The 25,016-nt window shown below is 56.8% G+C and carries 27 protein-coding genes; 24 read left to right on the top strand and 3 right to left on the bottom strand.

Annotated elements, in window-relative coordinates; all coding sequences use genetic code 11:
- Positions 1-171: 171 nt before the first annotated feature.
- The 10 genes from ccmA (at position 172) to mlaA (ending at position 8,033) form a co-directional block, all read left to right on the top strand.
- Complete coding sequence (gene ccmA / locus FCL49_RS13045; protein ID WP_174353915.1) at positions 172-804, top strand: cytochrome c biogenesis heme-transporting ATPase CcmA; 633 nt, start codon at positions 172-174, stop codon at positions 802-804.
- Positions 804-1,463 (top strand): heme exporter protein CcmB, encoded by a 660-nt coding sequence (gene ccmB / locus FCL49_RS13040; RefSeq protein WP_174353914.1) that lies wholly within the window; start codon positions 804-806, stop codon positions 1,461-1,463. Before ccmA ends, ccmB begins: the two co-directional genes overlap by 1 nt.
- 118 nt (positions 1,464-1,581) lie before the next feature.
- Complete coding sequence (locus FCL49_RS13035; protein WP_153860942.1) at positions 1,582-2,319, top strand: heme ABC transporter permease; 738 nt, start codon at positions 1,582-1,584, stop codon at positions 2,317-2,319.
- A complete protein-coding gene (gene ccmD / locus FCL49_RS13030) occupies positions 2,316-2,552 on the top strand; it encodes a heme exporter protein CcmD (RefSeq protein WP_012146101.1) in 237 nt (78 codons plus the stop codon). The genes FCL49_RS13035 and ccmD overlap by 4 nt, the downstream gene beginning before the upstream one ends.
- A complete protein-coding gene (ccmE, locus tag FCL49_RS13025; protein ID WP_174353913.1) occupies positions 2,549-3,043 on the top strand; it encodes a cytochrome c maturation protein CcmE in 495 nt (164 codons plus the stop codon). Before ccmD ends, ccmE begins: the two co-directional genes overlap by 4 nt.
- On the top strand, positions 3,040-5,010 hold the full coding sequence (locus tag FCL49_RS13020; RefSeq protein ID WP_174353912.1) for a heme lyase CcmF/NrfE family subunit: 1,971 nt from the start codon (positions 3,040-3,042) through the stop codon (positions 5,008-5,010). Before ccmE ends, FCL49_RS13020 begins: the two co-directional genes overlap by 4 nt.
- Positions 5,007-5,558, top strand: a complete 552-nt coding sequence (locus FCL49_RS13015) for a DsbE family thiol:disulfide interchange protein (RefSeq protein ID WP_037423648.1) — start codon at positions 5,007-5,009, stop codon at positions 5,556-5,558. The genes FCL49_RS13020 and FCL49_RS13015 overlap by 4 nt, the downstream gene beginning before the upstream one ends.
- Positions 5,555-6,028 carry a cytochrome c-type biogenesis protein gene (locus tag FCL49_RS13010; RefSeq protein ID WP_174353911.1) on the top strand — a complete coding sequence of 158 codons (474 nt, stop codon included), beginning with the start codon at positions 5,555-5,557 and terminating at the stop codon, positions 6,026-6,028. The genes FCL49_RS13015 and FCL49_RS13010 overlap by 4 nt, the downstream gene beginning before the upstream one ends.
- Positions 6,028-7,239 carry a c-type cytochrome biogenesis protein CcmI gene (gene ccmI, locus FCL49_RS13005; protein WP_174353910.1) on the top strand — a complete coding sequence of 404 codons (1,212 nt, stop codon included), beginning with the start codon at positions 6,028-6,030 and terminating at the stop codon, positions 7,237-7,239. Before FCL49_RS13010 ends, ccmI begins: the two co-directional genes overlap by 1 nt.
- Positions 7,240-7,274: 35 nt before the next feature.
- Positions 7,275-8,033, top strand: coding sequence for a phospholipid-binding lipoprotein MlaA (mlaA, locus tag FCL49_RS13000; protein WP_174353909.1), 759 nt, complete (start codon positions 7,275-7,277; stop codon positions 8,031-8,033).
- 115 nt (positions 8,034-8,148) lie between these two features.
- Here the strand turns inward: mlaA and fadL are convergent, their stop codons facing one another.
- Complete coding sequence (fadL, locus tag FCL49_RS12995) at positions 8,149-9,426, bottom strand: long-chain fatty acid transporter FadL (protein WP_174353908.1); 1,278 nt, start codon at positions 9,424-9,426, stop codon at positions 8,149-8,151.
- Positions 9,427-9,833: 407 nt separating this feature from the next.
- Here fadL and FCL49_RS12990 point away from each other — a divergent pair, with 407 nt between their 5' ends.
- The 4 genes from FCL49_RS12990 (at position 9,834) to sixA (ending at position 14,684) form a co-directional block, all read left to right on the top strand.
- Complete coding sequence (locus tag FCL49_RS12990) at positions 9,834-10,130, top strand: YfcZ/YiiS family protein (protein ID WP_174353907.1); 297 nt, start codon at positions 9,834-9,836, stop codon at positions 10,128-10,130.
- Between the two features lie 190 nt (positions 10,131-10,320).
- Positions 10,321-11,631 carry an acetyl-CoA C-acyltransferase FadI gene (gene fadI, locus FCL49_RS12985; RefSeq protein WP_174353906.1) on the top strand — a complete coding sequence of 437 codons (1,311 nt, stop codon included), beginning with the start codon at positions 10,321-10,323 and terminating at the stop codon, positions 11,629-11,631.
- Positions 11,631-13,796, top strand: a complete 2,166-nt coding sequence (gene fadJ / locus FCL49_RS12980; protein ID WP_174354001.1) for a fatty acid oxidation complex subunit alpha FadJ — start codon at positions 11,631-11,633, stop codon at positions 13,794-13,796. Before fadI ends, fadJ begins: the two co-directional genes overlap by 1 nt.
- Before the next feature lie 405 nt (positions 13,797-14,201).
- Positions 14,202-14,684, top strand: a complete 483-nt coding sequence (gene sixA, locus FCL49_RS12975; protein ID WP_174353905.1) for a phosphohistidine phosphatase SixA — start codon at positions 14,202-14,204, stop codon at positions 14,682-14,684.
- A gap of 65 nt (positions 14,685-14,749) precedes the next feature.
- On the opposite strand, the gene smrB is transcribed toward sixA, so the two are convergent.
- Positions 14,750-15,280: an endonuclease SmrB gene (smrB, locus tag FCL49_RS12970; protein ID WP_099065657.1), complete on the bottom strand. Its 531-nt coding sequence runs from the start codon at positions 15,278-15,280 to the stop codon at positions 14,750-14,752.
- Between the two features lie 170 nt (positions 15,281-15,450).
- Between smrB and prmB the strand changes: the two genes are divergently transcribed.
- The 6 genes from prmB to FCL49_RS12940 all read left to right on the top strand — a co-directional run bounded on the left by prmB (position 15,451) and on the right by FCL49_RS12940 (position 20,103).
- The gene (prmB, locus tag FCL49_RS12965) at positions 15,451-16,383 is read left to right on the top strand and encodes a 50S ribosomal protein L3 N(5)-glutamine methyltransferase (protein WP_174353904.1); all 933 of its coding nucleotides are present in this window, start codon (positions 15,451-15,453) and stop codon (positions 16,381-16,383) included.
- Positions 16,384-16,445: 62 nt separating this feature from the next.
- On the top strand, positions 16,446-17,531 hold the full coding sequence (aroC, locus tag FCL49_RS12960) for a chorismate synthase (RefSeq protein ID WP_012146087.1): 1,086 nt from the start codon (positions 16,446-16,448) through the stop codon (positions 17,529-17,531).
- Positions 17,532-17,536: 5 nt separating this feature from the next.
- Positions 17,537-18,364 carry a penicillin-insensitive murein endopeptidase gene (gene mepA / locus FCL49_RS12955; RefSeq protein WP_174353903.1) on the top strand — a complete coding sequence of 276 codons (828 nt, stop codon included), beginning with the start codon at positions 17,537-17,539 and terminating at the stop codon, positions 18,362-18,364.
- A 3-nt stretch (positions 18,365-18,367) separates the two neighbouring features.
- A complete protein-coding gene (locus tag FCL49_RS12950; RefSeq protein ID WP_174353902.1) occupies positions 18,368-19,168 on the top strand; it encodes a sulfite exporter TauE/SafE family protein in 801 nt (266 codons plus the stop codon).
- A 64-nt stretch (positions 19,169-19,232) separates the two neighbouring features.
- On the top strand, positions 19,233-19,790 hold the full coding sequence (locus FCL49_RS12945; protein ID WP_012146084.1) for an elongation factor P hydroxylase: 558 nt from the start codon (positions 19,233-19,235) through the stop codon (positions 19,788-19,790).
- Positions 19,791-19,821: 31 nt separating this feature from the next.
- Entirely contained in the window at positions 19,822-20,103 is a 282-nt protein-coding gene (locus tag FCL49_RS12940; protein ID WP_135317402.1) for a YfcL family protein, read from the top strand.
- 47 nt (positions 20,104-20,150) lie between these two features.
- Here the strand turns inward: FCL49_RS12940 and mnmC are convergent, their stop codons facing one another.
- Positions 20,151-22,172: a bifunctional tRNA (5-methylaminomethyl-2-thiouridine)(34)-methyltransferase MnmD/FAD-dependent 5-carboxymethylaminomethyl-2-thiouridine(34) oxidoreductase MnmC gene (mnmC, locus tag FCL49_RS12935; RefSeq protein WP_174353901.1), complete on the bottom strand. Its 2,022-nt coding sequence runs from the start codon at positions 22,170-22,172 to the stop codon at positions 20,151-20,153.
- 170 nt (positions 22,173-22,342) lie between these two features.
- On the opposite strand from mnmC, the gene fabB reads away from it, so the two are divergent.
- The 4 genes from fabB to FCL49_RS12915 all read left to right on the top strand — a co-directional run bounded on the left by fabB (position 22,343) and on the right by FCL49_RS12915 (position 25,009).
- Positions 22,343-23,557, top strand: coding sequence for a beta-ketoacyl-ACP synthase I (gene fabB, locus FCL49_RS12930; protein ID WP_012146081.1), 1,215 nt, complete (start codon positions 22,343-22,345; stop codon positions 23,555-23,557).
- Positions 23,558-23,768: 211 nt separating this feature from the next.
- Positions 23,769-23,990, top strand: coding sequence for a hypothetical protein (locus FCL49_RS12925; protein ID WP_004947462.1), 222 nt, complete (start codon positions 23,769-23,771; stop codon positions 23,988-23,990).
- 204 nt (positions 23,991-24,194) lie between these two features.
- Positions 24,195-24,617: a hypothetical protein gene (locus tag FCL49_RS12920; protein ID WP_174353900.1), complete on the top strand. Its 423-nt coding sequence runs from the start codon at positions 24,195-24,197 to the stop codon at positions 24,615-24,617.
- Between the two features lie 68 nt (positions 24,618-24,685).
- On the top strand, positions 24,686-25,009 hold the full coding sequence (locus tag FCL49_RS12915) for a copper-binding protein (protein WP_174353899.1): 324 nt from the start codon (positions 24,686-24,688) through the stop codon (positions 25,007-25,009).
- Positions 25,010-25,016: the final 7 nt, after the last annotated feature.

Raw genomic sequence — 25,016 nt, 5'->3', positions numbered from 1 at the left:
AATTGCAGAAAAAAGTAACAAGAGTTTAACGTCGCCGTTTTTTTCTGCGCATTATTGATCTGGGGCGCAATATTACCCCTATTGGAGTAGCTGAGTGGCCTGCGGCGGGCTACGTGCCGCAGATGGCTTATGCTATGATCGCTATCCCAAAGAAAAATATGAGTTCTCCCGATGCTGGAAGCTAAAAATCTGAGTTGCGTCCGCGACGAACGCACCCTGTTTAGCGGGTTAAGCTTTACGGTGAAACCGGGCGATATTATTCAGGTGGAAGGGCCGAATGGCGCGGGTAAAACCAGCTTGCTGCGCATTTTGGCCGGTCTGGCGCGGCCGGAGGGCGGTGAAGTCAGTTGGCATGGGCAAAATACGTTGCGCCATCGTGAACGTTACCATCAGGATTTGTTGTTCCTTGGCCATCAGCCGGGGATTAAAACCATGTTAACGCCCTTTGAAAACCTGCAGTTTTATCAGGCGGTGAGTAGCGTTCCCGGTCGTCAGGCCATTTGGCAGGCACTGGAGCAGGTAGGGTTAGTGGGCTATGAGGATTTACCGGTGGCGCAGCTTTCCGCCGGGCAGCAACGCCGGGTAGCTTTGGCGCGTTTGTGGCTCAGCGACAGCCCATTGTGGATCCTGGATGAGCCGCTGACGGCCATCGACAAGCAGGGCGTGGCTGAATTAATTAGCCTTTTTGAGCAACATGCGCAGCAGGGCGGCATGGTATTGTTGACCACCCATCAGGATTTGGCCGGCGTAACGCAGGCGGTAGGTAAAATCAGCCTGACGGAAAACCGCATGGAGACTCTTTGATGTTTTTGACCGTATTGCGCCGCGAGCTGAAGATTGCCTTTCGCAAAGGGTCGGAAATCGTTAATCCGCTGTGGTTTTTCCTGATCGTTATCACGCTGTTTCCGTTAGGTATTGGGCCGGAGCCGCAGTTACTGGCGCGTATTTCGCCGGGGATTATTTGGGTCGCGGCGCTGCTGGCGGCGTTGTTGTCGCTGGAGCGTTTGTTTCGCGATGACTTTCTTGATGGTTCGCTGGAGCAACTGCTGTTGCTGCCGACGCCGCTGCCAATGACGGTGTTAGGCAAAGTGTGTGCTCACTGGGTGGTAACAGGCCTACCCCTGTTAATCCTGTCACCGCTGGTGGCATTGCTACTGTCGTTGGATATCAATACCTGGCTGGCGGTGGCGTTTACGCTGCTGCTGGGTACGCCGACGCTGAGTCTGATCGGCGCTATCGGCGTGGCGCTGACCGTTGGGCTGCGCAAGGGCGGCGTGCTGCTTAGTCTGTTGGTGCTGCCGTTGTATATCCCGGTGTTGATATTTTCCACCGCCGCCATCGATGCCGCCTCTATGGGGATGCCAATAGAGGGGTATCTGGCGATCCTGGGCGCCATGCTGGCGGGCAGTATCACGCTGGCACCCTTCGCTACCGCAGCAGCGCTGCGTGTGAGCGTGCACTAGCTAACGTATTGAAATGCGGGTTAACGCCATCAAGAGCGTGTTGCACCGCACCAGTAATTTTCGTCGCCTTGGTCAACAGGGCGGCCACCGTATAAATTTACCGTGAGCAATGACGACAATGTGGAAATGGTTACATCAGTTTGCCCAGCCTGAACGGCTGTATCGTGTCTGTGGCCGCTTTATCCCCTGGCTGGGGCTGGCCGGAACAGCCTGCCTGCTGCTGGGCTGGGTATGGGGCTTTGGTTTTGCGCCCAAGGATTATCAGCAGGGCGACAGCTTCCGCATCATGTATATCCATGTCCCGGCTGCCATGTGGTCGATGGGGATCTATGGCTCCATGGCGGTAGCGGCGTTTATCGGCCTGGTGTGGCAGATGAAAATGTCCGATACGGTGGTCGCGGCGATGGCGCCGGTCGGCGCGGTATTTACCTTTATTGCCCTGGTCACCGGTTCTGCCTGGGGCAAGCCGATGTGGGGCACCTGGTGGGTGTGGGACGCACGCCTGACCTCTGAGCTGGTGTTGCTGTTTTTGTATATCGGCATTATCGCGTTGTACAACGCCTTTGAGGATCGCCGTCTGGCGGGCCGGGCCGCCGGTATTCTGGTGCTGGTGGGGGTGGTAAACATCCCGATTATTCATTTCTCGGTCGAATGGTGGAACACCTTGCACCAGGGGTCGACCAATATGCAACAGAGCATCGCACCCAGCATGCGCACCCCGCTGCGCTGGGCGATCCTCGGCTACCTGCTGTTCTTCATTACTCTTACTTTGATGCGCCTGCGCAATTTGATTTTGTCTCAGGAAAGTCAGCGTCCGTGGGTCGCCGGGCTGGTCAATAAGGAGCGCCAACCATGAATGCCGCATTTACTTCCTGGCAGGCGTTTTTCGCCATGGGGGGCTACGCCTTCTATGTCTGGCTGGCGGTGGCCGTTACGCTGCTCTCGCTGCTGGGCCTGGTGGCGCATACTTTCTGGCAGCGCCGACAATTGCTCGATGAGATCGGTCGCCGTCAGGCGCGCGAACGGCGCATTCGTCAATCGCAGCAGTCGAAACAAAAATCCGCCAACCCGCGGGAGAAATCATTGTGAATCCACGTCGTAAAAGTCGCCTGTATCTGGCGATCGTAGTGCTGATCGGCGTTGCGCTTACCGCTACCCTGATGCTGTATGCGCTGCGTTCCAACATCGATCTGTTTTATACCCCGAGCGAAATTCTGCAGGGCAAGGGCGAAAATCATGAAAAGCCGGAAGTGGGCCAACGCCTGCGAATCGGCGGCATGGTGATGCCGGGTTCGGTAAAACGCGATCAGAAAACGCTGCAGGTCAGCTTCAAGGTTTACGATGCACGCGGTGCGATCGACGTCACCTACACCGGTATTTTGCCGGACTTGTTCCGTGAGGGGCAGGGCGTAGTGGCGCAGGGCGTATTGGGCGAAGGGAACGTGGTCAATGCGCGTGAAGTGCTGGCGAAACACGATGAAAAATACACTCCGCCGGAGGTGGCCGACGCGATGAAAGAAAACCATAAGGGGCCGGCTTCGGCTTACACCCCCCCGCAGAACGAGGGCGCTAAATCATGATGCCGGAAACGGGAAGTTTTCTGCTGTGTCTGGCGCTGGCGATTTCGCTGCTGCTGAGCATTTACCCGCAGTGGGGCGCAGCGCGTCAGGATCGCCGCATGATGGCGGTGGCACGTCCACTGACCTACGGCATGTTTGCCGCTATCGCGCTGGCATTCATCTGCCTGGTGTACGCCTTTGTCGCCAATGATTTTACCGTGGCTTATGTAGCCGCCAACTCCAACACGCAACTGCCGGTGTATTACCGCATCGCCGCCACCTGGGGCGCCCATGAAGGGTCACTGTTGCTGTGGGTGTTGCTACTCAGCTGTTGGTCACTGGCGGTGGCGTTGTGCAGCCGTGCGATGCCGCAAGACGCGGTGGCGCGCGTGCTGTCAGTGATGGGCATGATTACCGCAGGTTTCCTGCTGTTTATTATCATGACTTCCAACCCGTTCACCCGCACCTTGCCGAATTTCCCGATCGACGGCAGTGACCTCAACCCGCTGCTGCAGGATATCGGCCTGATTTTCCATCCGCCGTTGCTGTACATGGGCTATGTCGGCTTCTCGGTGGCCTTTGCTTTCGCTATTGCCTCACTGATGGCCGGTCGGCTGGATACCGCCTGGGCACGCTGGTCGCGTCCCTGGACCACGGCGGCCTGGGTGTTCCTCACCATGGGTATCGTACTGGGCTCTGCCTGGGCTTATTACGAACTGGGCTGGGGCGGCTGGTGGTTCTGGGATCCGGTCGAGAACGCTTCATTTATGCCGTGGCTGGCCGGTACGGCGCTGATGCACTCGCTGGCGGTGACCGAAAAACGCGGGACCTTCAAGGCCTGGACGGTGCTGCTGGCGATTACCGCCTTCTCGCTGTGCTTGTTGGGCACCTTCCTGGTGCGTTCCGGCGTGCTGGTGTCGGTGCACTCCTTTGCCTCCGATCCGGCGCGCGGCATGTTTATCCTCGCCTATCTGGTGATTGTGATCGGCGGTTCCTTGCTGCTGTACGCGGTCAAAGGCGGCCAGGTGCGCAGCCGGGTGCAGCATGAAACCTTCTCGCGTGAAACCTTCCTGTTGGGCAACAACGTGCTGTTGATTGCCGCGATGCTGGTGGTGTTACTGGGTACGCTGTTGCCGCTGGTGCATAAACAGCTTGGCCTGGGCAGTATTTCTATCGGCGAACCGTTCTTCAATACCATGTTTACCTGGCTGATGGCGCCGATGGCGTTGCTGATGGGCATCGGCCCATTGGTGCGCTGGCGCCGTGATGAACCGACCAAGCTGTGGCGTCGCCTGAGCGTGGCGCTGGTGATTACACTGGTGCTGTCTATCCTGCTGCCGTGGCTGCTGCAAGACAGCATTGCCGGTATGACGGTGGTGGGGCTGATTATGGCGGTCTGGGTCATTATCCTGACGCTGATGGAACTGCACGAACGCGCTACTCATCGCCACGGTTTTTGGCGTGGCCTGAGCCATCTTTCCCGCAGTCACTGGGGCATGGTGCTGGGTCACCTTGGCGTCGCGGTGACGGTCATCGGCATTGCCTTTAGCCAGAACTACAGCGTGGAACGCGATGTCCGCATGAAGGCTGGTGACAGCGTGGATATCCATAACTATCACTTTGTGTTCCGTGATGTGCACGATATCCGTGGGCCGAACTACACTGGCGGTGTTGGTATCATCGATGTCACGCGCAACGGCAAGCCGGAAGCGACGCTGCACGCGGAGAAACGCTACTACAGCGTGGCGCGCAGCATGATGACCGAAGCGGCTATCGACGGCGGCTTCAGCCGTGACCTGTATGCGGCACTGGGCGAAGAGCTGGACGACGGTTCCTGGGCCGTGCGGTTGTACTATAAACCCTTCGTGCGCTGGATCTGGTTCGGTGGGGTATTTATGGCGATCGGCGGCATCCTGTGTATTCTCGACCCGCGCTACCGGATGAGCAAAAAACTCAAGCGTGAAGGCAAGCTGGAGGAGCAGGCATGAACCGTAAGCTGCTGTTTATCCCGTTAATCCTGTTCCTGTTGCTGGTAGCGGCGTTTATGGTGCAATTGACGCGCAACGCCGGTGGCGAGGATCCGACCATGCTGGAGTCGGCGTTGATCGGCAAACCGGTACCGGCCTTCAAGCTGGAATCGCTCGATCAGCCCGGCAAGACTTACGATCAGGCGGTGCTGCGCAATGGCAAACCCATGCTGCTGAACGTCTGGGCCACCTGGTGCCCGACCTGCCGTGCCGAGCATCAATACCTCAATACGTTGGCGGCGCGCGGTATTCGCGTGGTGGGGCTGAACTATAAAGACGATCGCAGCAAGGCGGTGACCTGGCTGAATTCGCTGGGTAACCCTTATGCGCTCAGCCTGTATGACGGTGACGGCATGCTGGGGCTGGATCTGGGCGTGTATGGTGCCCCGGAAACCTTCCTGATCGACGGGCAGGGCATTATTCGTTATCGCCACGCCGGGGATATGAATGAGCGAGTCTGGCAGCAGGAAGTGTTGCCGCTGTACAAAAAGTACGGGGGTGAGGCATGAGGCTGATGACCCTGGTCTTCGCTATGCTGCTGAGCTGGAGCGCGGCTGCGGCTATTGATACCTATCAGTTCAAATCGGTGGAGCAGGAACAGCAATACCGTGAACTGACCGAGCAGCTGCGCTGCCCGAAATGCCAGAACAACAGTATTGCCGACTCTAACGCCATCATTGCGGCGGACATGCGCACCAAGGTGTATGAGCTGATGATGCAGGGGCAGAGTAAGCCGCAGATCATCGACTACATGGTGGCGCGTTACGGTAATTTCGTCACCTACGAGCCGCCGGTGACCCCGGCGACGCTGATCCTGTGGGTCGGCCCGTTGCTGTTTGTGCTGATCGGCGGGGCGGTAGTGATACTGCGCACTCGCCGCCGCCGCGCCGGTGCTGCTAACGCTAACGATGAATTCTCCGAGCAGGAGCAACAGCGTTTGGCAGCGCTGCTGAAAGAGACTGACAGGAAGAAACCCTAATGGCTTTTTGGCTGATTATTATTGTCTTGCTGGTTGGCGCTGCGGCGTTACTGGTGGTGCCGGCGATGCGCCAAAGCGACAAAAGCACTGCCGCTAGCCGCGATACGCTGAATAAAGCGTTTTATCAGGATCGTCTGCACGAACTGGAGCAGGACGAAGATCAGGGCGTGGTTGCCGAGCGTCCGGAGATGGTGAAGGAACTGCAGCAAAACCTGTTGAATGATATTCCGGGTCAGCAGGACGCGCAGGCTAAGCCGATCAACCGCTGGGCGCTGGTGCCGGGTGTGGCATTACTGGTGGTGGTCACCCTGGGGTTCTATCTGAAAACCGGCGGGCTGGCGCAGGTGCTGGACTGGCAGCAGGTGGAAGCTCAAATGCCGGAGCTGCGCGCCCGGGTTGCCAATGAACGTGCCCAACCGCTGAGCATGGAAGAAATTGCCCGTCTCGGCCTGGGGCTGCGTACTGCGCTGCAACAGGACGATCGTAATATCAACGACTGGATGATGCTGGGGCGGGTCGGTATGGCGCTCAATAACGCCACCACCGCGACTCAGGCCTTCGCTCATGCTTATCAACTCGATCCGAATAGTCTGGAAGTGCGCCTCGGTTATGCAGAAGTCTTGACGCGCTCTAACGATCCAGAGGATAACAAGCAGGCCACCCAGATGCTGCGCAAGATGATCGCCGAAGATCATACCAATCTGCGCGTGTTGAGCCTGTTGGCATTTAATTCCTTCGAGCAGGGTGATTTCAAGCAGGCAATCGGTGCCTGGCAGGTCATGCTGAAACTGTTGCCGGCTAACGATCAACGCGCTGAAGTGATAAAGCGCAGTATTGAACAAGCAAAAACGCAGGTAAGCGGAGAAACTGTTAAACTTGGCGTTAACGTGACGTTATCGCCGCAGGCGACTAACGCTTTGCCACCGCAAGGGACGCTGGTAATCTCGGTGACCGATGGCGCCAACCCGGTACCGGTGGCGGTAAAACAACTGCCTTTAAGCCGTTTCCCGCTGTCATTCTCTTTGGATGACAGCAATGCCATGATGCCTGAACGCCTGCTTTCGGCCCAGCATCAGGTCAAGGTACGGGTGCGGATTTCTCAGGACGGTCTGGCCACGCCACAGGCGGGTGACTGGTTCGGTGAGAGTGCGCTGCAGAATTTCAGCGGTAAAGAGCAGATTGACGTTCAGATAAACAAACAGGTCCCCTGAATAAAAAGACCGAACGTGTTTTCATGGAGAAGAATATGAACTTTCGCCTGACTGGGCTGGCTTTCACAACGGTGTTATTGGTGGGCTGTGCCAGCACGCCACAAGATGAACCACAAGGGCGATCCGATCCTCTGGAAGGATTCAACCGGACGATGTTCAACTTTAACTATAACGTCCTGGATCCGTATGTCCTGCGCCCGGTGGCCGTGGCCTGGCGTGACTATCTGCCGATGCCGGCGCGTAATGGCATCAGCAACTTCACCTCCAACCTGGAAGAGCCGGCCAGCATGGTCAACTCCTTCCTGAAAGGTGATCCGTACAAGGGGATGATTCACTTTAACCGTTTCTTCCTCAACACCCTGTTGGGGATGGGCGGCCTGATCGACGTGGCCGGCATGGCTAACCCGAAACTTGCACGCGAAGAGCCGAACCGTTTCGGCAGCACTCTGGGACACTACGGTGTCGGCTATGGTCCTTATGTGATGTTGCCGGGCTATGGCAGCTTTACCCTGCGTGAAGAGGGCGGTGACTGGGCGGATAGCCTCTATCCGGTGCTGAGCTACCTGACCTTCTGGATGTCGGCGGGTAAATGGGTGGTTGAGGGGATTGAAACCCGTGCCGAGCTGCTCGATTCCGACGGCCTGCTGCACAACTCTTCCGATCCGTACCTGATGGTGCGTGAGGCCTACTTCCAGCGCAACGATTTCCTGGCGAACGGCGGTTCCCTGAAGCCGGAAATCAACCCGAACGCTCAGGCAATTCAGGGCGATCTGGACGAGATAGACTCGCAATAACCTCGGTTAGCGAAGATAACAAACCCGTCGGCTGGCGGGTTTTTTTTCGCCCGGCACAAATATTGGGCAATAAAAAAGCGCCCCTGGGGGCGCTTTGGCTTCATTATCGAAAGGATTAGAAGCGGTAGTTGAAGTTGGCGCCGTACAGCCAGGCCTTGCCTTCTGACTCGAAGGTATATGGACCTTCTTTGATGGTGACTTTCTGGCCGTGCATGTAAGAAATACCGACGTCAACCGAGGCGTCTTTGTTGAACGCATAGCTGGTACCGGCGCTCAGCCAGAAGCGGTCCTGATCCGGGATCGAGATAGAACGGTTCTGTGCTGGTACCGGGCTGTCATCGAAAGCGATACCGGTGCGGAAGGTCCAGTTGTCGTCGTAGAAGTAAGTGGTACCCAGTGCGATACGGTAAGCGTCTTTGAAGCCTTCATGCTTCTCAAACAGCGTCTGGCCGTTGTTACCGGTGGCCTTCAGCTCCTGGAACTGGCTCCAACTGGTGTAGGCCATGCTGTAGTGGATAGCCCACTGTGGTGCCACCTTGTTGTAGCCTGAGATTTCCCACATTTCCGGCAGGTTCAGGGTCAGAGAGCCAGGAATGGTGTTGCCATCAGTACCCCATGGCAGACCTGTTCTTCCCTGCAACGGGTTCAGACGGGATGGAATGCTGCTTTTGTAGTCACCGTCGAAGTCAACTTTCACCTCTGAACGGTAAGTTAAGCCGTAGCGGTTGTTTTCGTCCACTTCATACAAAATACCGGCATTCCAGCCGTAACCCCATTCATCGCCCTTCAAATGAGAGATTTGAGTGTCAGCCGGCATACCGAGAGCGGCGCCGCTTTCACCCGCATAACGCTCAAGTTTGGCTTTGGCATAAACCGCATCAAAGCCCAGACCGAAGCTGAAATGTTGATTGAGGCGATAAGCACCGCTCAGGTTCAGGTTCACGGTAGTCAGGTCGGTTTTACCACCGTAAGCACCCGCGGTGTAACCATCGTTGAATTCGGTAGCCAGGCCGTAGTTACTGGTGACAGAGCCACCCACGGCGAACTGATCGTTAATCGGATGCACATAGTGCAGGTTTGGCACCCAGGCGGTAGGGGCGATGTTCTTGGAGTCCAGACTGGCGCCAGAAGGTGACTTACCAGTGATGTCCACGCCCGGATCGATAAATACCGCACCGATCGACAGCTCCGGGCGGGTATACATCATCAACAGGGCCGGGTTGCGGCTGGCAGAAGCCGCAGTGTCTGCCATGGCACCTTCGCCAGAATACGAACGTCCCAAACCAGCTGATGAGAACTCATTCAGCTGGAATCCGGCGGCAGACACGTTTGAAGAAATAATTGCCACTGCAGCTGCGAGAGCTGATTTAGTAAATAGGTTTTTCTGGCTCATGACCAAAACCTCATTTTATGTGTTTATTATTTAAACATGTTACATATCGTAACAAGGAAGCGCGCGATTGTAGGGTCCGATCTCATTCAGACAAATCAGACCAGTGGCTGAATTATAGGTCCGACCTGTGAGAATGTTGCAACATTGTTTTTGAAATATTTCCAAATTGATATCAAAAGAGAGATCTGGCTAACAAAAAACCAGTGGTATATAACAAAATTCTTACCATTCCTTAGCAGACGACGATTTTCATTTGTGATTTCCATCACTTAAAACACCCATAAAAAGTAAGTGCTAGTGATCGGTTTCATCGCAGAGTAAAATAGACGCAGAAGCTTGTATCTTTGCGCCAGTGTTTAAATGGCAATTTGGATGCGCGTAATGGCGGTCCCTGAGGAGAATTAACCATGTCAAATTCACTTAATAAATGTAGCGCCCAGGAAACTGCCGCCTGTTGTTGTGTTGATGTTGGCACCGTGATGGACAATACCGATTGCACCGCCTCCTACAGCCAGGTGTTTGCCAATCAGCAGGATGCAGAGAAAATGCTGGCCACATTGACTGAAAAGGCCAGAGGCGTGGAATCCGACCCTTGCGACATCAGCAGTAGCATTAAACCGGTTGACGGTGGTGTAGAACTGGTGGCTGATTTCACCTTTGCCTGCCAGGCAGAAACCTTTATTTTCCAGCTCGGCCTGCGTTAATTGCTGCTTTAAAAGGGTGCGGGGCTTACCCGCACCGTCATCTGCCTCATAATCCCTCCTGGAAAGTTGCTCCTGCTCTCAGTTTTCACTTCTGCCGGTTTGCCAAATGTAAACATTTGGTTAACAATGACCCCATCAGGTCAGACCTCTTTTGACCGTTGCGCTGACGTTATTTTCTTCAGGAGCGTTTATGAGTAAGGCATTGCCGTTGGTGACCCGTCACGGTGACCGTATTGCTATTGTAAATGGACTGCGCACCCCCTTTGCCAAACAGGCGACCGCTTATCACGGTATTCCGGCGGTGGATTTGGGTAAAACGGCGGTGAGTGAACTGTTGGCCCGCAGTGGCATCGATCCGGCGTTGATCGAGCAACTGGTGTTCGGCCAGGTAGTGCAAATGCCTGAAGCGCCGAATATTGCGCGTGAAATCGTGCTCGGTACCGGCATGAGCGTGCATACCGATGCCTACAGCGTGTCACGTGCCTGCGCCACCAGCTTTCAGGCGATTGCCAACGTGGCGGAAAGCATCATGGCCGGCAGCATCAGTATCGGTATTGCCGGCGGCGCAGACTCTTCTTCCGTATTGCCTATTGGCGTCAGCAAAGCGCTGGCGCGCACCCTGGTGGACGTTAACAAGGCCCGTACCCTGTCACAGCGCCTTAAATTGTTCAGCCGACTGAAATTCCGTGACCTGATGCCAGTTCCTCCGGCGGTGGCGGAATACTCTACGGGGCTGCGAATGGGCGATACCGCCGAACAAATGGCGAAAAGCCACGGCATCACCCGTGAAGATCAGGATGCGTTGGCGCACCGTTCGCATCAGTTAGCGGCCAGAGCCTGGGAACAGGGGTTGCTGCACGATGAGGTGATGACCGCCTACGTGCCGCCATACCGCACACAAATTAGCGAAGACAACAACGTCCGCAAAGACTCCAGCCTGGCCTCTTACGCGAAGCTGAAACCGGCATTTGACCGCAAGCATGGCACTGTTACCGCAGCCAACAGCACACCGCTGACCGACGGTGCGGCGGCGGTACTGATGATGAGTGAATCGCGGGCGAAAGAGTTGGGGTTGCAGCCATTGGGCTACCTGCGCAGCTTTGCCTTCTCCGCCATCGACGTGTGGGAAGATATGCTGCTCGGGCCGTCTTATGCCACGCCGCTGGCGTTGGATCGCGCGGGCATCGGTCTGGCTGACCTGACGCTTATCGACATGCATGAAGCTTTCGCCGCGCAAACCCTGGCCAACCTGAAGATGTTTGCCAGTGACGAGTTTGCCCAGCAAAAATTGGGTCGCAGCCGGGCGATTGGCGAAGTGGATATGGATAAATTCAACGTATTGGGCGGCTCGATCGCCTACGGCCACCCGTTTGCCGCTACCGGCGCGCGCATGATCACCCAAACGCTGCACGAGCTGAAACGCCGTGGTGGCGGGCTGGGATTGACCACCGCCTGCGCAGCCGGGGGGTTAGGGGCCGCAATGATCGTAGAGGTGGAATGATGAGCTTTGAAAACGCATTGCACGAACAACGAGCCAAAGCTTCAGCCTTTCAGCTGACGATACGTCCGGACAACATTGGCGTGATCACCATTGATGTCCCAGGCGAGAAGGTGAATACGCTGAAGGCCGAATTTGTCGAACAGGTCAACGACGTCCTGATCCGCGCGCAGCAGCATCCAGCGCTGGAAGGCCTGGTGATCATTTCCGGCAAGCCGGACTCATTCATTGCCGGTGCGGATATCACCATGATTGCCGCCTGTAGCACTGCCAAAGAAGCCGAAACGCTGGCGAAAAAAGGCCAAAGTACCCTGGCGCAGATTGCCGCGTTTCAGGTTCCGGTCGTAGCGGCCATTCACGGCGCCTGTCTGGGCGGCGGGTTGGAGCTGGCTTTGGCCTGCCACGGCCGCGTCTGTTCGCTGGATGACAAAACCGCTCTCGGCCTGCCTGAAGTTCAGTTGGGGTTGTTGCCGGGCTCCGGTGGTACCCAGCGCTTGCCGCGGTTGATTGGTGCCAGCAAGGCGCTGGACATGATCCTGACCGGCAAACACATTCGAGCGCGTCAGGCGCAGCGTATGGGGCTGGTGGACGACGCGGTGCCACAGTCTATCCTGCTGCAGACCGCCATCGAACGAGTCAAACAAGGTTGGCAGAGCCGACGTGAATTGCCGTGGCAGGAGCGTTTGCTCAACGGCCCGCTGGGTAAAAGCCTGCTGTTCAGCATTGTACGCAAGAAAACGTTGGCAAAAACGCATGGCAACTATCCGGCGGCGGAGCGCATTATTCAGGTGGTGCGTACCGGTCTGGATCAGGGTAGCGCCAGCGGTTATGAAGCCGAGGCCAAGGCCTTCGGCGAGCTGGCGATGACGCCACAGTCGGCGGCGTTACGCAGCCTGTTCTTTGCCTCTACCGCGTTGAAGAAAGAACGTGGTGGCAATGCGCAGCCTCATGCATTGCATCGTATCGGTATCCTCGGTGGTGGCTTGATGGGCGGTGGGATTGCCTGCGTGACCGCTACGCGCGGCGGCTTGCCGTTGCGAATTAAAGACGTTAACGAAACGGGCATTAACCACGCGTTAAAATACAGCTGGGACGTGCTCAGCAAACGGGTTCGCAGTAAACGCATGCGCCCGGCAGAGCGACAAAAACAGATGATGCTGATCTCCGGCTCGACCGATTACACCGGTTTTGATCAGGTGGACGTGGTGATTGAGGCGGTGTTTGAAGATTTATCGCTCAAGCAGCAGATGGTGGCCGAGATCGAGCAACACGCGGCCCCGCACACCATTTTTGCCTCCAATACCTCATCGCTGCCGATTGGCCAGATTGCCGCCATGGCGCAGCGGCCGGAGCAGGTGATTGGCCTGCATTATTTCAGCCCGGTAGATAAAATGCCGTTGGTCGAGGTGATCCCCCATGCCGCTACCAGCGAAGAAACCATTGCCACCACCGTGGCGTTGGCGCACAAGCAGGGCAAGACGGCGATAGTGGTCTCCGACAGCGCCGGTTTCTACGTTAACCGCATTTTGGCTCCTTATATAAATGAAGCGGCGCGTTGTCTGCTTGAAGGTGAGCCGATTGAAGCGCTGGACAAGGCACTGGTCGATTTCGGCTTCCCGGTAGGGCCGATAACCCTGCTTGATGAAGTGGGCATTGACGTTGGCACCAAGATCATCCCGGTGCTGGTTGAACAATTAGGCCCGCGCTTTGCTGCCCCGGCGGCTTTCGATGCGGTGCTCAAAGACGGACGTAAAGGACGCAAAAACGGCCGTGGCTTCTATCTGTATCCGAGCGAAGGCCAGCAACGTCAGCGGCACAAACGTGCCGATACCTCGGTGTATGTTCTGCTTGGCATTACACCGAAGTCGCATTTGCAGCAGGCGGTTATCGCCCAGCGCTGCGTGATGATGATGCTGAACGAAGCGGCGCGCTGTCTGGATGAAGGTGTGATCCGCAGTGCACGCGACGGTGACATCGGTGCCGTGTTCGGTATTGGCTTCCCACCGTTCCTTGGCGGGCCATTCCGCTATATGGATCAGCTTGGCGCCGATAAGGTCGTTAAAACACTCGAGCACCTGCAGCGCCAGCACGGGGAATATTTTGCGCCCTGTGAACGTCTGCAGCGCATGGCCCAGCAGGGCGAGCGCTTCTATCCGCAGGGGTCTTGAGCAGCGCGCTGACGTGATTTGTACTAGAGTAGGATCAAGGGGCTTTGTGATCGTTATCACTCCTTGCACTACCGGCAATCCCACCCTCTGTACAGGGGGATAGGGACGAGGTAACGTAGTCTGATGGTGGTGCAAAACTGGCCGCCATCAATAAAATTCATGTTGAGAAGGTTAAAATTTAACCTGTTGAATTGGTTGTTATGTGAGCATTGAATTCGTATCGAGACGCCGTTGATGTAAAAAACAGCGTTTTCTTTACGTGAACTTTCAGGCAAAATGCCCGGCCGCCATAAAGAGACGGCGCGTTATCGTTTCAAAGCTTTTGCTTTGGGGTTGTAAAACTCGGCGATACAGCACGCTCGGCGTTTCTGTATAGCGTTATTTTGTCAACAACAGCGGTGCAATATGCAAGTTTTGATTATGCGTCACGGAGAGGCGGCACTCGATGCGGCCAGCGATTCGGTAAGACCTCTTACTGTTTGTGGCCGTGATGAGTCACGTCAGATGGCGGCCTGGTTAAATACCAAGTCTGTGGATATTGAACGAGTGCTGGTCAGCCCTTATCTGCGGGCCGAGCAGACGCTGGCCACGGTGCGTGAAGCCTTGACCTTGCCGGCGAGCGAAGAAGTGCTGCCTGAGCTGACGCCGGGCGGGGATGCCAGCCTGGTGGGCAGTTATTTGCAGGCGCTGGCGCAGCAGGGGATCACCTCGGTGCTGATCGTCTCCCACTTGCCGCTGGTCGGTTACCTGGTGGCTGAGCTTTGCCCGGGTGAATGTCCGCCGATGTTTGCCACCTCGGCAATCGCCAATGTTGATTTGGCGGCAGACGGCAGCTGCGGTAAGTTTGAATGGCAGGTCAGCCCGTCGCAGGTGATGGCTAAAGTGTAGGGGCCGCAGGCCGGTTCCAAACAAAAGGGCGATGTTCAATATCGCCCTTTTGTCATTTCTGCGGTTTACTCGGCCAGTTCGACCAGCAGCAAGATGGCCGCAGTACCGCCCCATTCCTTGGGGGCCTGATGGAACACCAGCACGTCGGGATGCTGCGCCAGCCACAGCGGGGTTTGCTGTTTCAGGATATGCTTGCCGTGGCCGTGCATCACACAGGCGCAGTGTACGTGTTCGCGTCGGCAGGCGGCGATCAATGCGCCCAGCTCCTGCTTGGCCTGCATTTGGGTCAGGCCGTGCAAATCGAGAAACAGCTCCGGCGAATAGTCACCGCGGCGCAGTTTTTTCAGCTCAAAAGCACTGTAACCGGGGCGCACATAGCGCGTCGGGCCTTCCTCTTCCAACTGCGGTTGGTATTCATCTGAGAAATAATAACTAGCGTCCACCTGTTCCTGCAGCAGGCGCTGCGGGGCAATCTGTTTGGTTTTTGGCTTGGGTTTACGGTGGACAATGGTGTCCTGACGCAGCTTTTTTGCGTCTACTACCGACTCTCTGAAGAGCTGCAATTCATCTTTGCTCAGAGGGTGCTTGTTCTTCATTTTTCATTCACCGGAAATCATTTATCGCGGTAGTTTACCGTGTCGCGGGTATCTGTCGACGCAAAATTCGCGCCAAAATGAAAAGCGCAAGGGGTTAGCGTGATTTGTCGCGGGCTTCATGGCAAACTATGCGGCTAAATCATGAATCACAGTGCCTGCCGGAGGGCAAATTGGACAAAATTTTCGTCGAGGAAGCAGTGAACGAACTGCACACCATTCAGGATATGCTGCGCTGGACGGTAAGCCGTTTTAACGCCGCTGGTATCTACTATGGTCACGGAACCGATAATCCGTGGGACGAAGCGGTGCAATTGGTGCTGCCAAGCCTGTTCCTGCCGCTGGATATTCCAGAGGACATGCACACCGCACGCTTGACCTCCAGCGAGCGCCACCGCATTGTTGAACGCGTGATCCGCCGCGTCAACGAGCGCATCCCGGTCGCCTACCTGACCAACAAAGCCTGGTTCTGCGACCTGGAGTTTTATGTCGATGAGCGCGTGCTGGTACCGCGTTCCCCGATTGGCGAATTGATCAACGATCGTTTCAGCGCTCTAATCCCTCATCCGCCAAGCCACATTCTCGACATGTGTACCGGCAGCGGCTGTATCGCCATTGCCTGCGGCTACGCTTTCCCGGAAGCGGAAGTGGACGCAGTAGACATCTCCGCCGACGTGCTGGCGGTGACCGAGCGCAATATTCAGGCGCTGGGTGTTGAACAGCAGGTGACGCCGATCCGTTCCGATCTGTTCCGCGATCTTCCGGCTATCCAGTACGATCTGATTGTCACCAACCCGCCGTACGTCGATGCAGAAGACATGTCCGACCTGCCGGAAGAGTTCCGCTTTGAACCTGAACTGGGTCTGGCGGCGGGTAGCGACGGTCTGAAGCTGGTGCGTCGCATTCTGGCCTGCGCGCCGGATTACCTGAGCGACGATGGCGTGCTGATTTGTGAAGTGGGTAACAGCATGGTACATCTGATGGAACAGTATCCGGATATTCCGTTCAGCTGGCTGGAGTTCGAAAACGGCGGTGACGGGGTGTTCATGCTGACCAAACAGCAACTGGTAGATTGCAAAGAGCATTTCAGCCTCTACCGCAGCTAAGCATTCTCCGGGCCTGTCCTCGCGGGCCCAACAAAGATAATAATTAAGGGTAAGGATCCGCGATGGCAGGAAACAGTATTGGGCAGATTTTCCGCGTCACCACATTTGGTGAATCTCACGGTGTGGCGCTGGGATGTATCGTAGACGGTGTGCCGCCGGGCATTCCGCTTACCGAAGCTGATTTGCAGCACGATCTGGACCGCCGTCGTCCGGGCACCTCTCGTTATACCACCCAACGCCGTGAGCCGGATCAGGTCCGTATTCTTTCCGGCGTGTTTGAAGGCGTGACCACCGGTACCAGTATCGGGCTGATCATCGAAAACACCGACCAGCGCTCGCAGGACTACGGTGCCATTAAAGACGTGTTCCGTCCGGGACATGCAGACTACACCTACGAACAAAAATACGGCGTGCGCGACTACCGTGGCGGTGGCCGTTCTTCGGCGCGTGAAACCGCCATGCGCGTTGCGGCGGGGGCGATTGCCAAGAAATACCTGCAACAGAAATTTGGCGTACAGGTGCGTGGCTACCTGGCGCAGATCGGCGACGTGGTCTGCGAGCTGAAAGACTGGGAGCAGGTCGAACAAAACCCGTTCTTCTGTCCTGACCCAGACAAGCTGGAAGCCCTGGACGAACTGATGCGCGCGTTGAAGAAAGAGGGCGACTCCATTGGCGCCAAGGTCAGCGTAGTGGCAGAAAACGTGCCGGTCGGCCTTGGCGAACCGGTGTTTGACCGTCTTGACGCGGATTTGGCGCATGCGCTGATGAGCATCAATGCAGTAAAAGGGGTGGAAATTGGCGATGGCTTTAGCGTTGTGACCAAGCGCGGCAGTGAAAACCGCGACGAAATCACCCCGGAAGGTTTCCAGAGCAACCATGCGGGCGGCATTCTCGGCGGTATCAGCAGCGGTCAGGCGGTGATTGCGCATCTGGCGCTGAAACCGACTTCCAGCATCATGGTGCCGGGCAGAACCATCAACCGCCAGGGCGAAGCGGTGGAAATGGTCACCCGTGGCCGCCACGACCCTTGCGTCGGCATCCGTGCGGTACCGATCGCCGAAGCAATGATGGCGATTGTGCTGATGGATCACCTGTTGCGCCAACGTGCGCAGAACGGTGATGTGGTTTCTAACGTTCCACGCTGGTAATCACCATGAAAAACTGGATGTTGGGCATCCTTGCCCTGATGGCTTCGGGCTCTGCCATGGCTTTGACGCCGTGGCAGAAAATCGATCACCCGGTGGCCGGTTCGCCGCAGGCGGTGGGCGGTTTTGCCAATGGTTGTATTATCGGCGCCCAGCCGCTGCCGCTGAACTCGCCGGATTATCAGGTGATGCGTCCCGATCAACGCCGCTACTTCGGTCACCCGGATCTGCTGGCGTTTATCCAGCGTCTGAGCAGCAAGGCGAATCAAAAAAACCTCGGTACGGTACTGATCGGCGATATGGCGATGCCGGCTGGCGGGCGCTTCAGCAGCGGTCATGCCAGCCATCAGTCCGGGCTGGATGTCGACATCTGGTTACAGTTGCCGCGCCAACGCTGGAGTGCGCAGCAACTGCTGAAGCCGCAGCCGATCGATTTGGTTTCCAGCGACGGCAAGCAGGTGGTTGCGCGCCAGTGGCAGCCGCAAATTGAAACCTTGATCAAAGCGGCGGCGCAGGATCAGGAAGTGACGCGCATCTTCGTCAATCCGGCGATCAAGCAGCGCTTGTGCCTGGATGCCGGTGCCGATCGTGACTGGTTGCACAAGGTGCGGCCATGGTTTGGGCATCGCGCGCACATGCATGTGCGCCTGCGTTGTCCGTCCGGTAGCCTGGAGTGTAAAGAACAGGATACCCCACCGCCGGGTGACGGCTGCGGTGCCGAACTGGCAAGTTGGTTCGTCCCGCATCAGCCGAGTGCCAAGCCGGGTAAACCGGTACCGCCGCCATTACCGCCTACCTGTCAGGCATTGCTGAATAACCATTTCGCTGCGGAATAATAAATGGATTGGTTCGTCGTTGGCCCCGAGATGCTCGGGGTTTTGTTTGTGGTGGCATTGCTGGCGGGCTTTATCGACTCCATCGCCGGTGGGGGTGGCCTGTTGACCGTGCCGGCGCTGCTGGCGGTGGGGGTGTCTCCCGCGCAGGCGCTGGCGACCAACAAACTGCAGTCGGTGGGCGGTTCCTTATCCGCCAGCCTGTACTTCATCCGCCGACGAGCCGTTGATCTCAATGATCAAAAACTGACCATTCTGTTGGCGCTGATCGGCTCTGTCGCCGGGGCGATCCTGGTGCAGCACATGCGCGCCGATCTGCTGCGGCAGATGCTGCCGTTACTGGTGATCGGCATCGGCCTGTACTTCCTGCTGACCCCGCGTCTGGGCGAAAATGATCGGCAACGCCGTTTGGGCGCCTTGCCGTTCGGGCTGGTGGCCGGGGGCTGCGTGGGTTTTTATGACGGCTTCTTTGGCCCTGGCGCCGGCTCCTTCTACGCGCTGGCCTATGTGACGCTGTGTGGCTTTAACCTGGCCAAATCCACCGCCCACGCCAAGGTGCTAAACTTCACTTCCAACTTTGGCAGCCTGGTGTTGTTTATCATCGGCGGCAAGGTGGTGTGGAGTATCGGTCTGGTGATGCTGGTTGGGCAGGTGCTGGGGGCGCGCCTCGGGGCGCATATGGTGATGACCCGTGGGCAGAAGCTGATCCGCCCGATGATCGTCATCGTTTCGCTGGTGATGAGCTGCAAGCTGTTGTACGACAATCACGGTACGGAAATTCAGCAGTGGCTGGCATTGCATATTTAGCATGCCAAGCGAGCGCTAAAGTGAAATAATTACCGCTTTATTTTTGTGGTTATTGGATTTGTTTATGTCAGACACACAGGCTACCCATCAATATGAACAGCTGATTGATATCTTCAATCAGTGCTTCAGTGATGATTACAACACCCGGCTGGTCAAGGGCGACGATGAGCCGATTTATTTGCCGGCCGACGACCAACTGCCGTACCACCGCATTGTCTTTGCTCACGGTTACTACGCCAGCGGCATGCATGAGATTTCTCACTGGTGCATTGCCGGTGAACAGCGCCGCAAACTGGTCGACTTCGGTTACTGGTACTGCCCGGACGGGCGCGACGCCCAGACGCAAAGCGAATTCGAAGCGGTAGAAATTAAACCGCAGTCGCTGGAGTGGATGTTCTGCGTGGCGGCCGGTTTCCCGTTCAATGTCAGCTGCGACAACCTGAACGGAGACTGCGAACCAGACCGCATTGCCTTCCAGCGTAAAGTACGCGAGCGGGTACTGTTACTGTTGGAACAGGGAATACCCACAAGACCTGCGCGCTTTATTCAGGCGTTACAATCGTTTTACAATACGCCACCGCTGACGGCGGAGCTTTTCCCCTATCCGGAAGACCTCAACTGACCGTCAGTTTGTTATTTAATGAGGAAATTTGATGATCGCAGAATTCGAAGCGCGCATTTTGGCGCTGATTGATGACATGGTAGAGCACGCCAGCGATGATGAACTGTTTGCCGGTGGCTACCTGCGCGGTCATCTGACGCTGGCGGTTGCCGAAGTGGAAGAACAGGGTGATCACACCGCCGAAGCGCTGAAAGCGCAGGTGGAAAACAGCCTGCATAAAGCCATTGCTGCCGGTGAGCTGTCGCCGCCGGACCAGGTATTGGTGTATGGCATGTGGGAAAATCTGTACCAAACCGCACTGCCGACCGCCTGATCCGTTTAACCGGGTGCAGTTCATAACAGCGCCCGGTTACATTCGCCTTACACCGCACGTCCCTTCAGCAGTTTTCTTACCCACATCCGGTTCGGATTCAATGCCGCCAACATTTCTGCGTCGCCCGGCAAGGGTTCTCCGAACAGCTGCGCCGCCAAAATTTCCGCTGCCAGCGGTGCCGAGCACAGCCCTCGTGAACCTAACGCGCCAATCACAAACAGATTTGGGTAGCCTGGCGCATCGGCGATAGCCTCGCCGCGTTGATGCTGGCGTTGCAGATGCTGATACTGCGTCAGCGTAGCCTGATAGTCTGGCACCGCGCCAATCATCGGCAGGTGATCGCGGGTGGCGCTACGCACGCCGCAACGGGCCTGCTGACCGCTGACATCAACCTGCGCAGGCCAGGCCAGCTCCGGCAGGCAGCGCAGCAGGCGAGCACGGTTGTCCTGCTGTTCTTCCTCGCGGTATTCGGTGGAGGTTTCGCCGCGCTGGTAGCTGGCACCGATACAGTGCTGTTGGTTGTTGGCATTGACCGGCGTCAGGTAGCCGTCGTAACACAGCACCTGTTTCAATTCGCTCAGCGCTGGGGTGGTGGGAATATGGGAGACTTGACCGCGTACCGCATAAACCGGTAGCGCTTCACTGGGCGCCAGTTCACCAAGCCGGTGGCCGTTGGCCAGGATCACCGTCGTATGCTGTCGGGTTTCATCCGGGCCGAGACTGAGCTGCCAGCCGCTGTCGGTGGCGGTCAGGGCCTTGACGTCAGCCTCATAGTGACAGCTCAATCCCTGGCGTTGCGCCAGAGCAATCGCATTGCGTGTCAGTTCGGCCGGGCACAGCCAGCCACCCTGTGGGTAGTTAATGCCGCCAAAACCACTGTCGATACCACACAGGGCGCTGAGCATGGTGCGATCGGCCGCCACGGCCAGTGGCTGCGGCCATTCCACCGCCAGCATGTTGGCAATCTTTCCGGCACTTTTTTCATCATAGGCCAATTGGCTGACGCCACACCACTGGTGGTCAAACGTCACGCCTTGTTTTACCAGCGCGTCGTATTGACGGCGGGCAAAAAGGAAAGCGGCGCTGAAGAAATTCTCCAGGGCATCACTGCGGCCGTTCAGCAATGGATAAAGCGCTCCCTGACGGTTGCCCGATGCCCCTTCGGCCGGCTGAGGATCGGCACAATACAGCGTGACCTTCGCGCCACGGCGCAACAGGGCGAGGGCAGTCAAGGCGCTGGCAACGCCGCCGCCAATGATAGCGATATCGTCGGTATTGTCGGCGGCCGGGCGCAGTAACCAGGGCGTGGGGTGGACAACCGCTGGCGCATCGGCAGGCAACTCGCCAATCAGCATTTCGCGTTTTTGGCCAAAACCTTTGCTTTTCATGACTTCAAATCCGGCCTGCTGCAGCCCGCGCCGTACAAAACCTGCGGCGGTGAAGGTGGCCAGGCTGCCCCCCGGCCGGGCAAAGCGTGCCATGGCGGCGAACAGTTGTTCGGTCCACATATCCGGATTTTTCGATGGGGCGAAGCCGTCGAGGAACCAGGCGTCGATTTGACGGTGCATGCTGGCGTCGAAGTGCGGCAGTAACTCGTTGACGTCACCGAACCACAGATCCAGCGTAATGCGGCCTTCCGCCAGCAACAGGCGGTGGCAGCCCGGCAGCGGCAACGGCCATTGGGCGCGTAACTCGTCGGCATAGGGCGCCAGCTCCGGCCAACGGGCATGTGCCGCCGCCAGATCGGCCTGCAGCAGCGGGAATTTTTCAAAGCTGATAAAGTGCAGCCGCTGCAGCGTGGCATCCGGCGTGGTGGCATGAAAAGCGGCAAAGGCCTGCCACAGGGTTAAAAAATTAAGCCCGGTGCCGAAGCCGGTTTCCGCCACGATAAACAGTGGGCGAGGGTGTTCGGCAAAACGCAGCGGCAGCCGGTTGCCCTTGAGAAACACGTAGCGGGTTTCTTCCAGCCCATCCTGATTGGAAAAGTAGACGTCATCAAACTGTTTCGAAACAGGTGTACCCTGTTCATTCCAGGATAACGCTGCGGTTTGGATCGGGGCGTGGCTCACGGTGGGTTGCTCGTAACTCAAGGGGTGACGGGATTCTAACGGCGCTGGCGCTATGGCGCAAACTGGATAAGAATAAAGCTGAAAAACGCTGATCGGACTTGTTCGGCGTACATCTGTACGCTAAAGTGCGATGCAAAATCCCGAATGTAAAATTGTGGAAGAGGTACTGAATGAAACGTGCAGTGATTACTGGCCTGGGAATCGTCTCCAGCATTGGTAACAACCAGCAGGAGGTCCTGGCGAGCCTGCAGGAAGGACGTTCTGGGATCACTTTCTCCCAGGAGCTGAAAGATTCCGGCATGCGTAGTCACGTATGGGGCGATGTTAAACTGGACACCACCGGTCTGATCGACCGTAAAGTGATGCGCTTTATGAGCGATGCGTCCGTTTATGCCTATCTTTCCATGGAAGAAGCCATCAAAGACTCAGGTCTGGCTGCCGATCAGGTTTCCAACGATCGCACCGGTCTGGTGGTTGGCTCAGGTGGCGGCTCTCCGCGCAACCAGGTTGCCGGATCCGACGGCATGCGTGCCAAAGGCCTGCGCGGCGTTGGCCCGTACATGGTGACCAAGGCTATGGCTTCAGGCGTTTCCGCCTGCCTGGCAACCCCGTTCAAAATTCGTGGCGTTAACTATTCCATCAGCTCTGCCTGCGCAACCTCTGCACACTGCATTGGCCACGCGGTTGAACTGATCCAACTGGGCAAGCAGGACGTAGTCTTTGCCGGCGGCGGTGAAGAACTGTGCTGGGAAATGGCCTGTGAGTTCGATGCGATGGGCGCACTGTCCACCAGCTACAACGACACCCCGGAAAAAGCCTCCCGTACCTATGACGCAGCGCGTGACGGTTTCGTCATCGCCGGCGGCGGCGGTATGGTGGTGGTAGAAGAGCTGGAACATGCTCTGGCGCGTGGCGCACACATCTATGCTGAAATCATCGGCTACGGTGCGACCTCCGACGGTGCCGACATGGTTGCGCCATCAGGCGAAGGCGCAGTGCGTTGCATGAAGATGGCAATGCAGGGCGTTGACACCCCAATCGACTACATGAACGTGCACGGGACTTCTACGCCGGTTGGCGATGTGAAAGAACTGGGCGCTATCCGTGAAGTGTTTGGCGACAACACCCCGGCAATCTCCTCCACCAAGGCCATGACCGGTCACTCACTGGGCGCCGCCGGCGTGCAGGAAGCGATCTACAGCCTGCTGATGGTTGAGCACGGCTTTATTGCGCCGAGCATCAACATCGAAAACCTGGATGAGAAAGCCGCAGGCATGAACATCGTGACTCAGCCGACTCAACGCGAGCTGACTACCGTGATGTCCAACAGCTTCGGTTTCGGCGGCACCAACGCCACGCTGGTAATGCGCAAGCTGCAGAAGTAATTCCGGCCTCAAGGTTGTGGATCAAGCCCGCGTTTTCGCGGGCTTTTTTAATGCCTGTCGATCCTATCAGTTGGTCGCTCGGAGTTATCTCAAATTACATCTTCTGACGGATCATTAACGCTTCGTTCAGCCTTTTGCGCATACAATGGCTCAATAGCGCGAATATCACTCGGCGTAGCATTTCAGAGTGAGCGAACATTGAGGCAATAGTATGAAAAAGTTAATTGCAGTTGGGCTGCTGTCGGTATTTCTGGCTGGGTGCGCGACTGAATCACCTTGTGTCCCGGTCTATGACGATCAGGGTCGTTTGGTGCACACCAACACCTGTATGAAAGGTACCACTCAGGATAACTGGGAAACCGCAGGCGCTATCGCCGGTGGTGCCGCCGCGGTTGCCGGTCTGACGCTGGGTATTATCGCGTTAACCAAATAACCTTCCGTCGGTGAGTTTCCCCGTACCAAGCTCAGCCTCCGCGCTGGGCTTTTTTTTTGCTAAGACACCGCCGGTTGATTGATATCAAAGTATTTTTATTTCCAGGCGCCTGGCAAAGACGACTTTGTCAGCGGGTGTAAATTCCATTCCTGCGCAAGCACTTGGCCGATATACTCCGGCTATCCCACACTCTGGAATCACCTGATGTCGGCTTTGGCGTCCATCTCTTTATCCATGCACCGTTTGCGCTTCGCTAAAAAGCGGGCCTGTGCATGGCTATTGGTCGTCAGTTGGCTGTTGTTGAATACCCAATTGGCGCTGGCCAGCCACAACTGCAACCTGCAGTTCAGCGGTGAAGCGCCCATGGCCCAGCATATGATGCATATGCAAAACAGCCTGCCTTCGTCAGACCAGATGCAAACCCAAGGGCCGCTGTGCGAGAAGCATTGTGTCCCTGAGTCCGCCCAACAGGATCATGCCAGCCTGAGCTTGGCCGCCTTGCCGGTCAGCAGCGAGTTGGCCGTTATTGCTCCTTCTCCGTCACTTTCTATCCCACTTAACACCTGGCAAACGCCACCGATAACAGGCCCGCCGACAGAAATTGTGTTCTGCCGGTTCCGTGAATAGCTCTGACAACCGCTTTGCCGTCTCTGACGGCCACCCGTGTTTGTTAACTATTTAATGGAGTACCCGTTATGCGTAATTTATTTGCCGTTGTCTTGATCACCCTGTTTTTCTCCTCAGCCGTCAGCGCCGCCGATATGGCGATGCAACATTCTGCCGTAAAACCTACCGTCGAAATCCATAGCCAGGGCGTCATCAAGGCCTGGGATGAGCGCAAGGTGTCCATCGCGCACCAGGCCATACCGGCACTCAACTGGCCGCCGATGACCATGAGCTTCCAACTTCCTTCATCGCCATCGCTCACCGCATTGCCTGTGGGAACGGCGGTTGATTTCAGCTTCCTGCCGGTCGATGGCGGTTACCGGCTGATTGCTATCGCAACCGCTCGGCAATAACGGAGGC

The sequence above is a fragment of the Serratia proteamaculans genome (assembly GCF_013337185.1).
Taxonomy (GTDB): domain Bacteria; phylum Pseudomonadota; class Gammaproteobacteria; order Enterobacterales; family Enterobacteriaceae; genus Serratia; species Serratia proteamaculans_D.
Note: the sequence above shows the minus strand (reverse complement) of the source record. Positions and strands in the feature narration are given on the sequence as shown.

Bases quoted from the DNA above. Each gene is read 5' to 3' on its own strand.
- aroC (WP_012146087.1), top strand. From the start codon at position 16,446: ATGGCAGGAAACAGTATTGGGCAGATTTTCCGCGTCACCACATTTGGT.
- ccmD (WP_012146101.1), top strand. From the start codon at position 2,316: ATGAATGCCGCATTTACTTCCTGGCAGGCGTTTTTCGCCATGGGGGGC.
- FCL49_RS12945 (WP_012146084.1), top strand. From the start codon at position 19,233: ATGTCAGACACACAGGCTACCCATCAATATGAACAGCTGATTGATATC.
- fadJ (WP_174354001.1), top strand. From the start codon at position 11,631: ATGAGCTTTGAAAACGCATTGCACGAACAACGAGCCAAAGCTTCAGCC.
- mepA (WP_174353903.1), top strand. From the start codon at position 17,537: ATGAAAAACTGGATGTTGGGCATCCTTGCCCTGATGGCTTCGGGCTCT.
- FCL49_RS13020 (WP_174353912.1), top strand. From the start codon at position 3,040: ATGATGCCGGAAACGGGAAGTTTTCTGCTGTGTCTGGCGCTGGCGATT.
- FCL49_RS12925 (WP_004947462.1), top strand. From the start codon at position 23,769: ATGAAAAAGTTAATTGCAGTTGGGCTGCTGTCGGTATTTCTGGCTGGG.
- mlaA (WP_174353909.1), top strand. From the start codon at position 7,275: ATGAACTTTCGCCTGACTGGGCTGGCTTTCACAACGGTGTTATTGGTG.
- sixA (WP_174353905.1), top strand. From the start codon at position 14,202: ATGCAAGTTTTGATTATGCGTCACGGAGAGGCGGCACTCGATGCGGCC.
- fadI (WP_174353906.1), top strand. From the start codon at position 10,321: ATGAGTAAGGCATTGCCGTTGGTGACCCGTCACGGTGACCGTATTGCT.
- fadL (WP_174353908.1), bottom strand. From the start codon at position 9,426: ATGAGCCAGAAAAACCTATTTACTAAATCAGCTCTCGCAGCTGCAGTG.
- FCL49_RS13035 (WP_153860942.1), top strand. From the start codon at position 1,582: ATGTGGAAATGGTTACATCAGTTTGCCCAGCCTGAACGGCTGTATCGT.
- fabB (WP_012146081.1), top strand. From the start codon at position 22,343: ATGAAACGTGCAGTGATTACTGGCCTGGGAATCGTCTCCAGCATTGGT.
- FCL49_RS12920 (WP_174353900.1), top strand. From the start codon at position 24,195: ATGTCGGCTTTGGCGTCCATCTCTTTATCCATGCACCGTTTGCGCTTC.
- ccmA (WP_174353915.1), top strand. From the start codon at position 172: ATGCTGGAAGCTAAAAATCTGAGTTGCGTCCGCGACGAACGCACCCTG.
- FCL49_RS12990 (WP_174353907.1), top strand. From the start codon at position 9,834: ATGTCAAATTCACTTAATAAATGTAGCGCCCAGGAAACTGCCGCCTGT.
- FCL49_RS12915 (WP_174353899.1), top strand. From the start codon at position 24,686: ATGCGTAATTTATTTGCCGTTGTCTTGATCACCCTGTTTTTCTCCTCA.
- ccmB (WP_174353914.1), top strand. From the start codon at position 804: ATGTTTTTGACCGTATTGCGCCGCGAGCTGAAGATTGCCTTTCGCAAA.
- smrB (WP_099065657.1), bottom strand. From the start codon at position 15,280: ATGAAGAACAAGCACCCTCTGAGCAAAGATGAATTGCAGCTCTTCAGA.
- ccmI (WP_174353910.1), top strand. From the start codon at position 6,028: ATGGCTTTTTGGCTGATTATTATTGTCTTGCTGGTTGGCGCTGCGGCG.
- FCL49_RS12940 (WP_135317402.1), top strand. From the start codon at position 19,822: ATGATCGCAGAATTCGAAGCGCGCATTTTGGCGCTGATTGATGACATG.
- FCL49_RS12950 (WP_174353902.1), top strand. From the start codon at position 18,368: ATGGATTGGTTCGTCGTTGGCCCCGAGATGCTCGGGGTTTTGTTTGTG.
- FCL49_RS13010 (WP_174353911.1), top strand. From the start codon at position 5,555: ATGAGGCTGATGACCCTGGTCTTCGCTATGCTGCTGAGCTGGAGCGCG.
- FCL49_RS13015 (WP_037423648.1), top strand. From the start codon at position 5,007: ATGAACCGTAAGCTGCTGTTTATCCCGTTAATCCTGTTCCTGTTGCTG.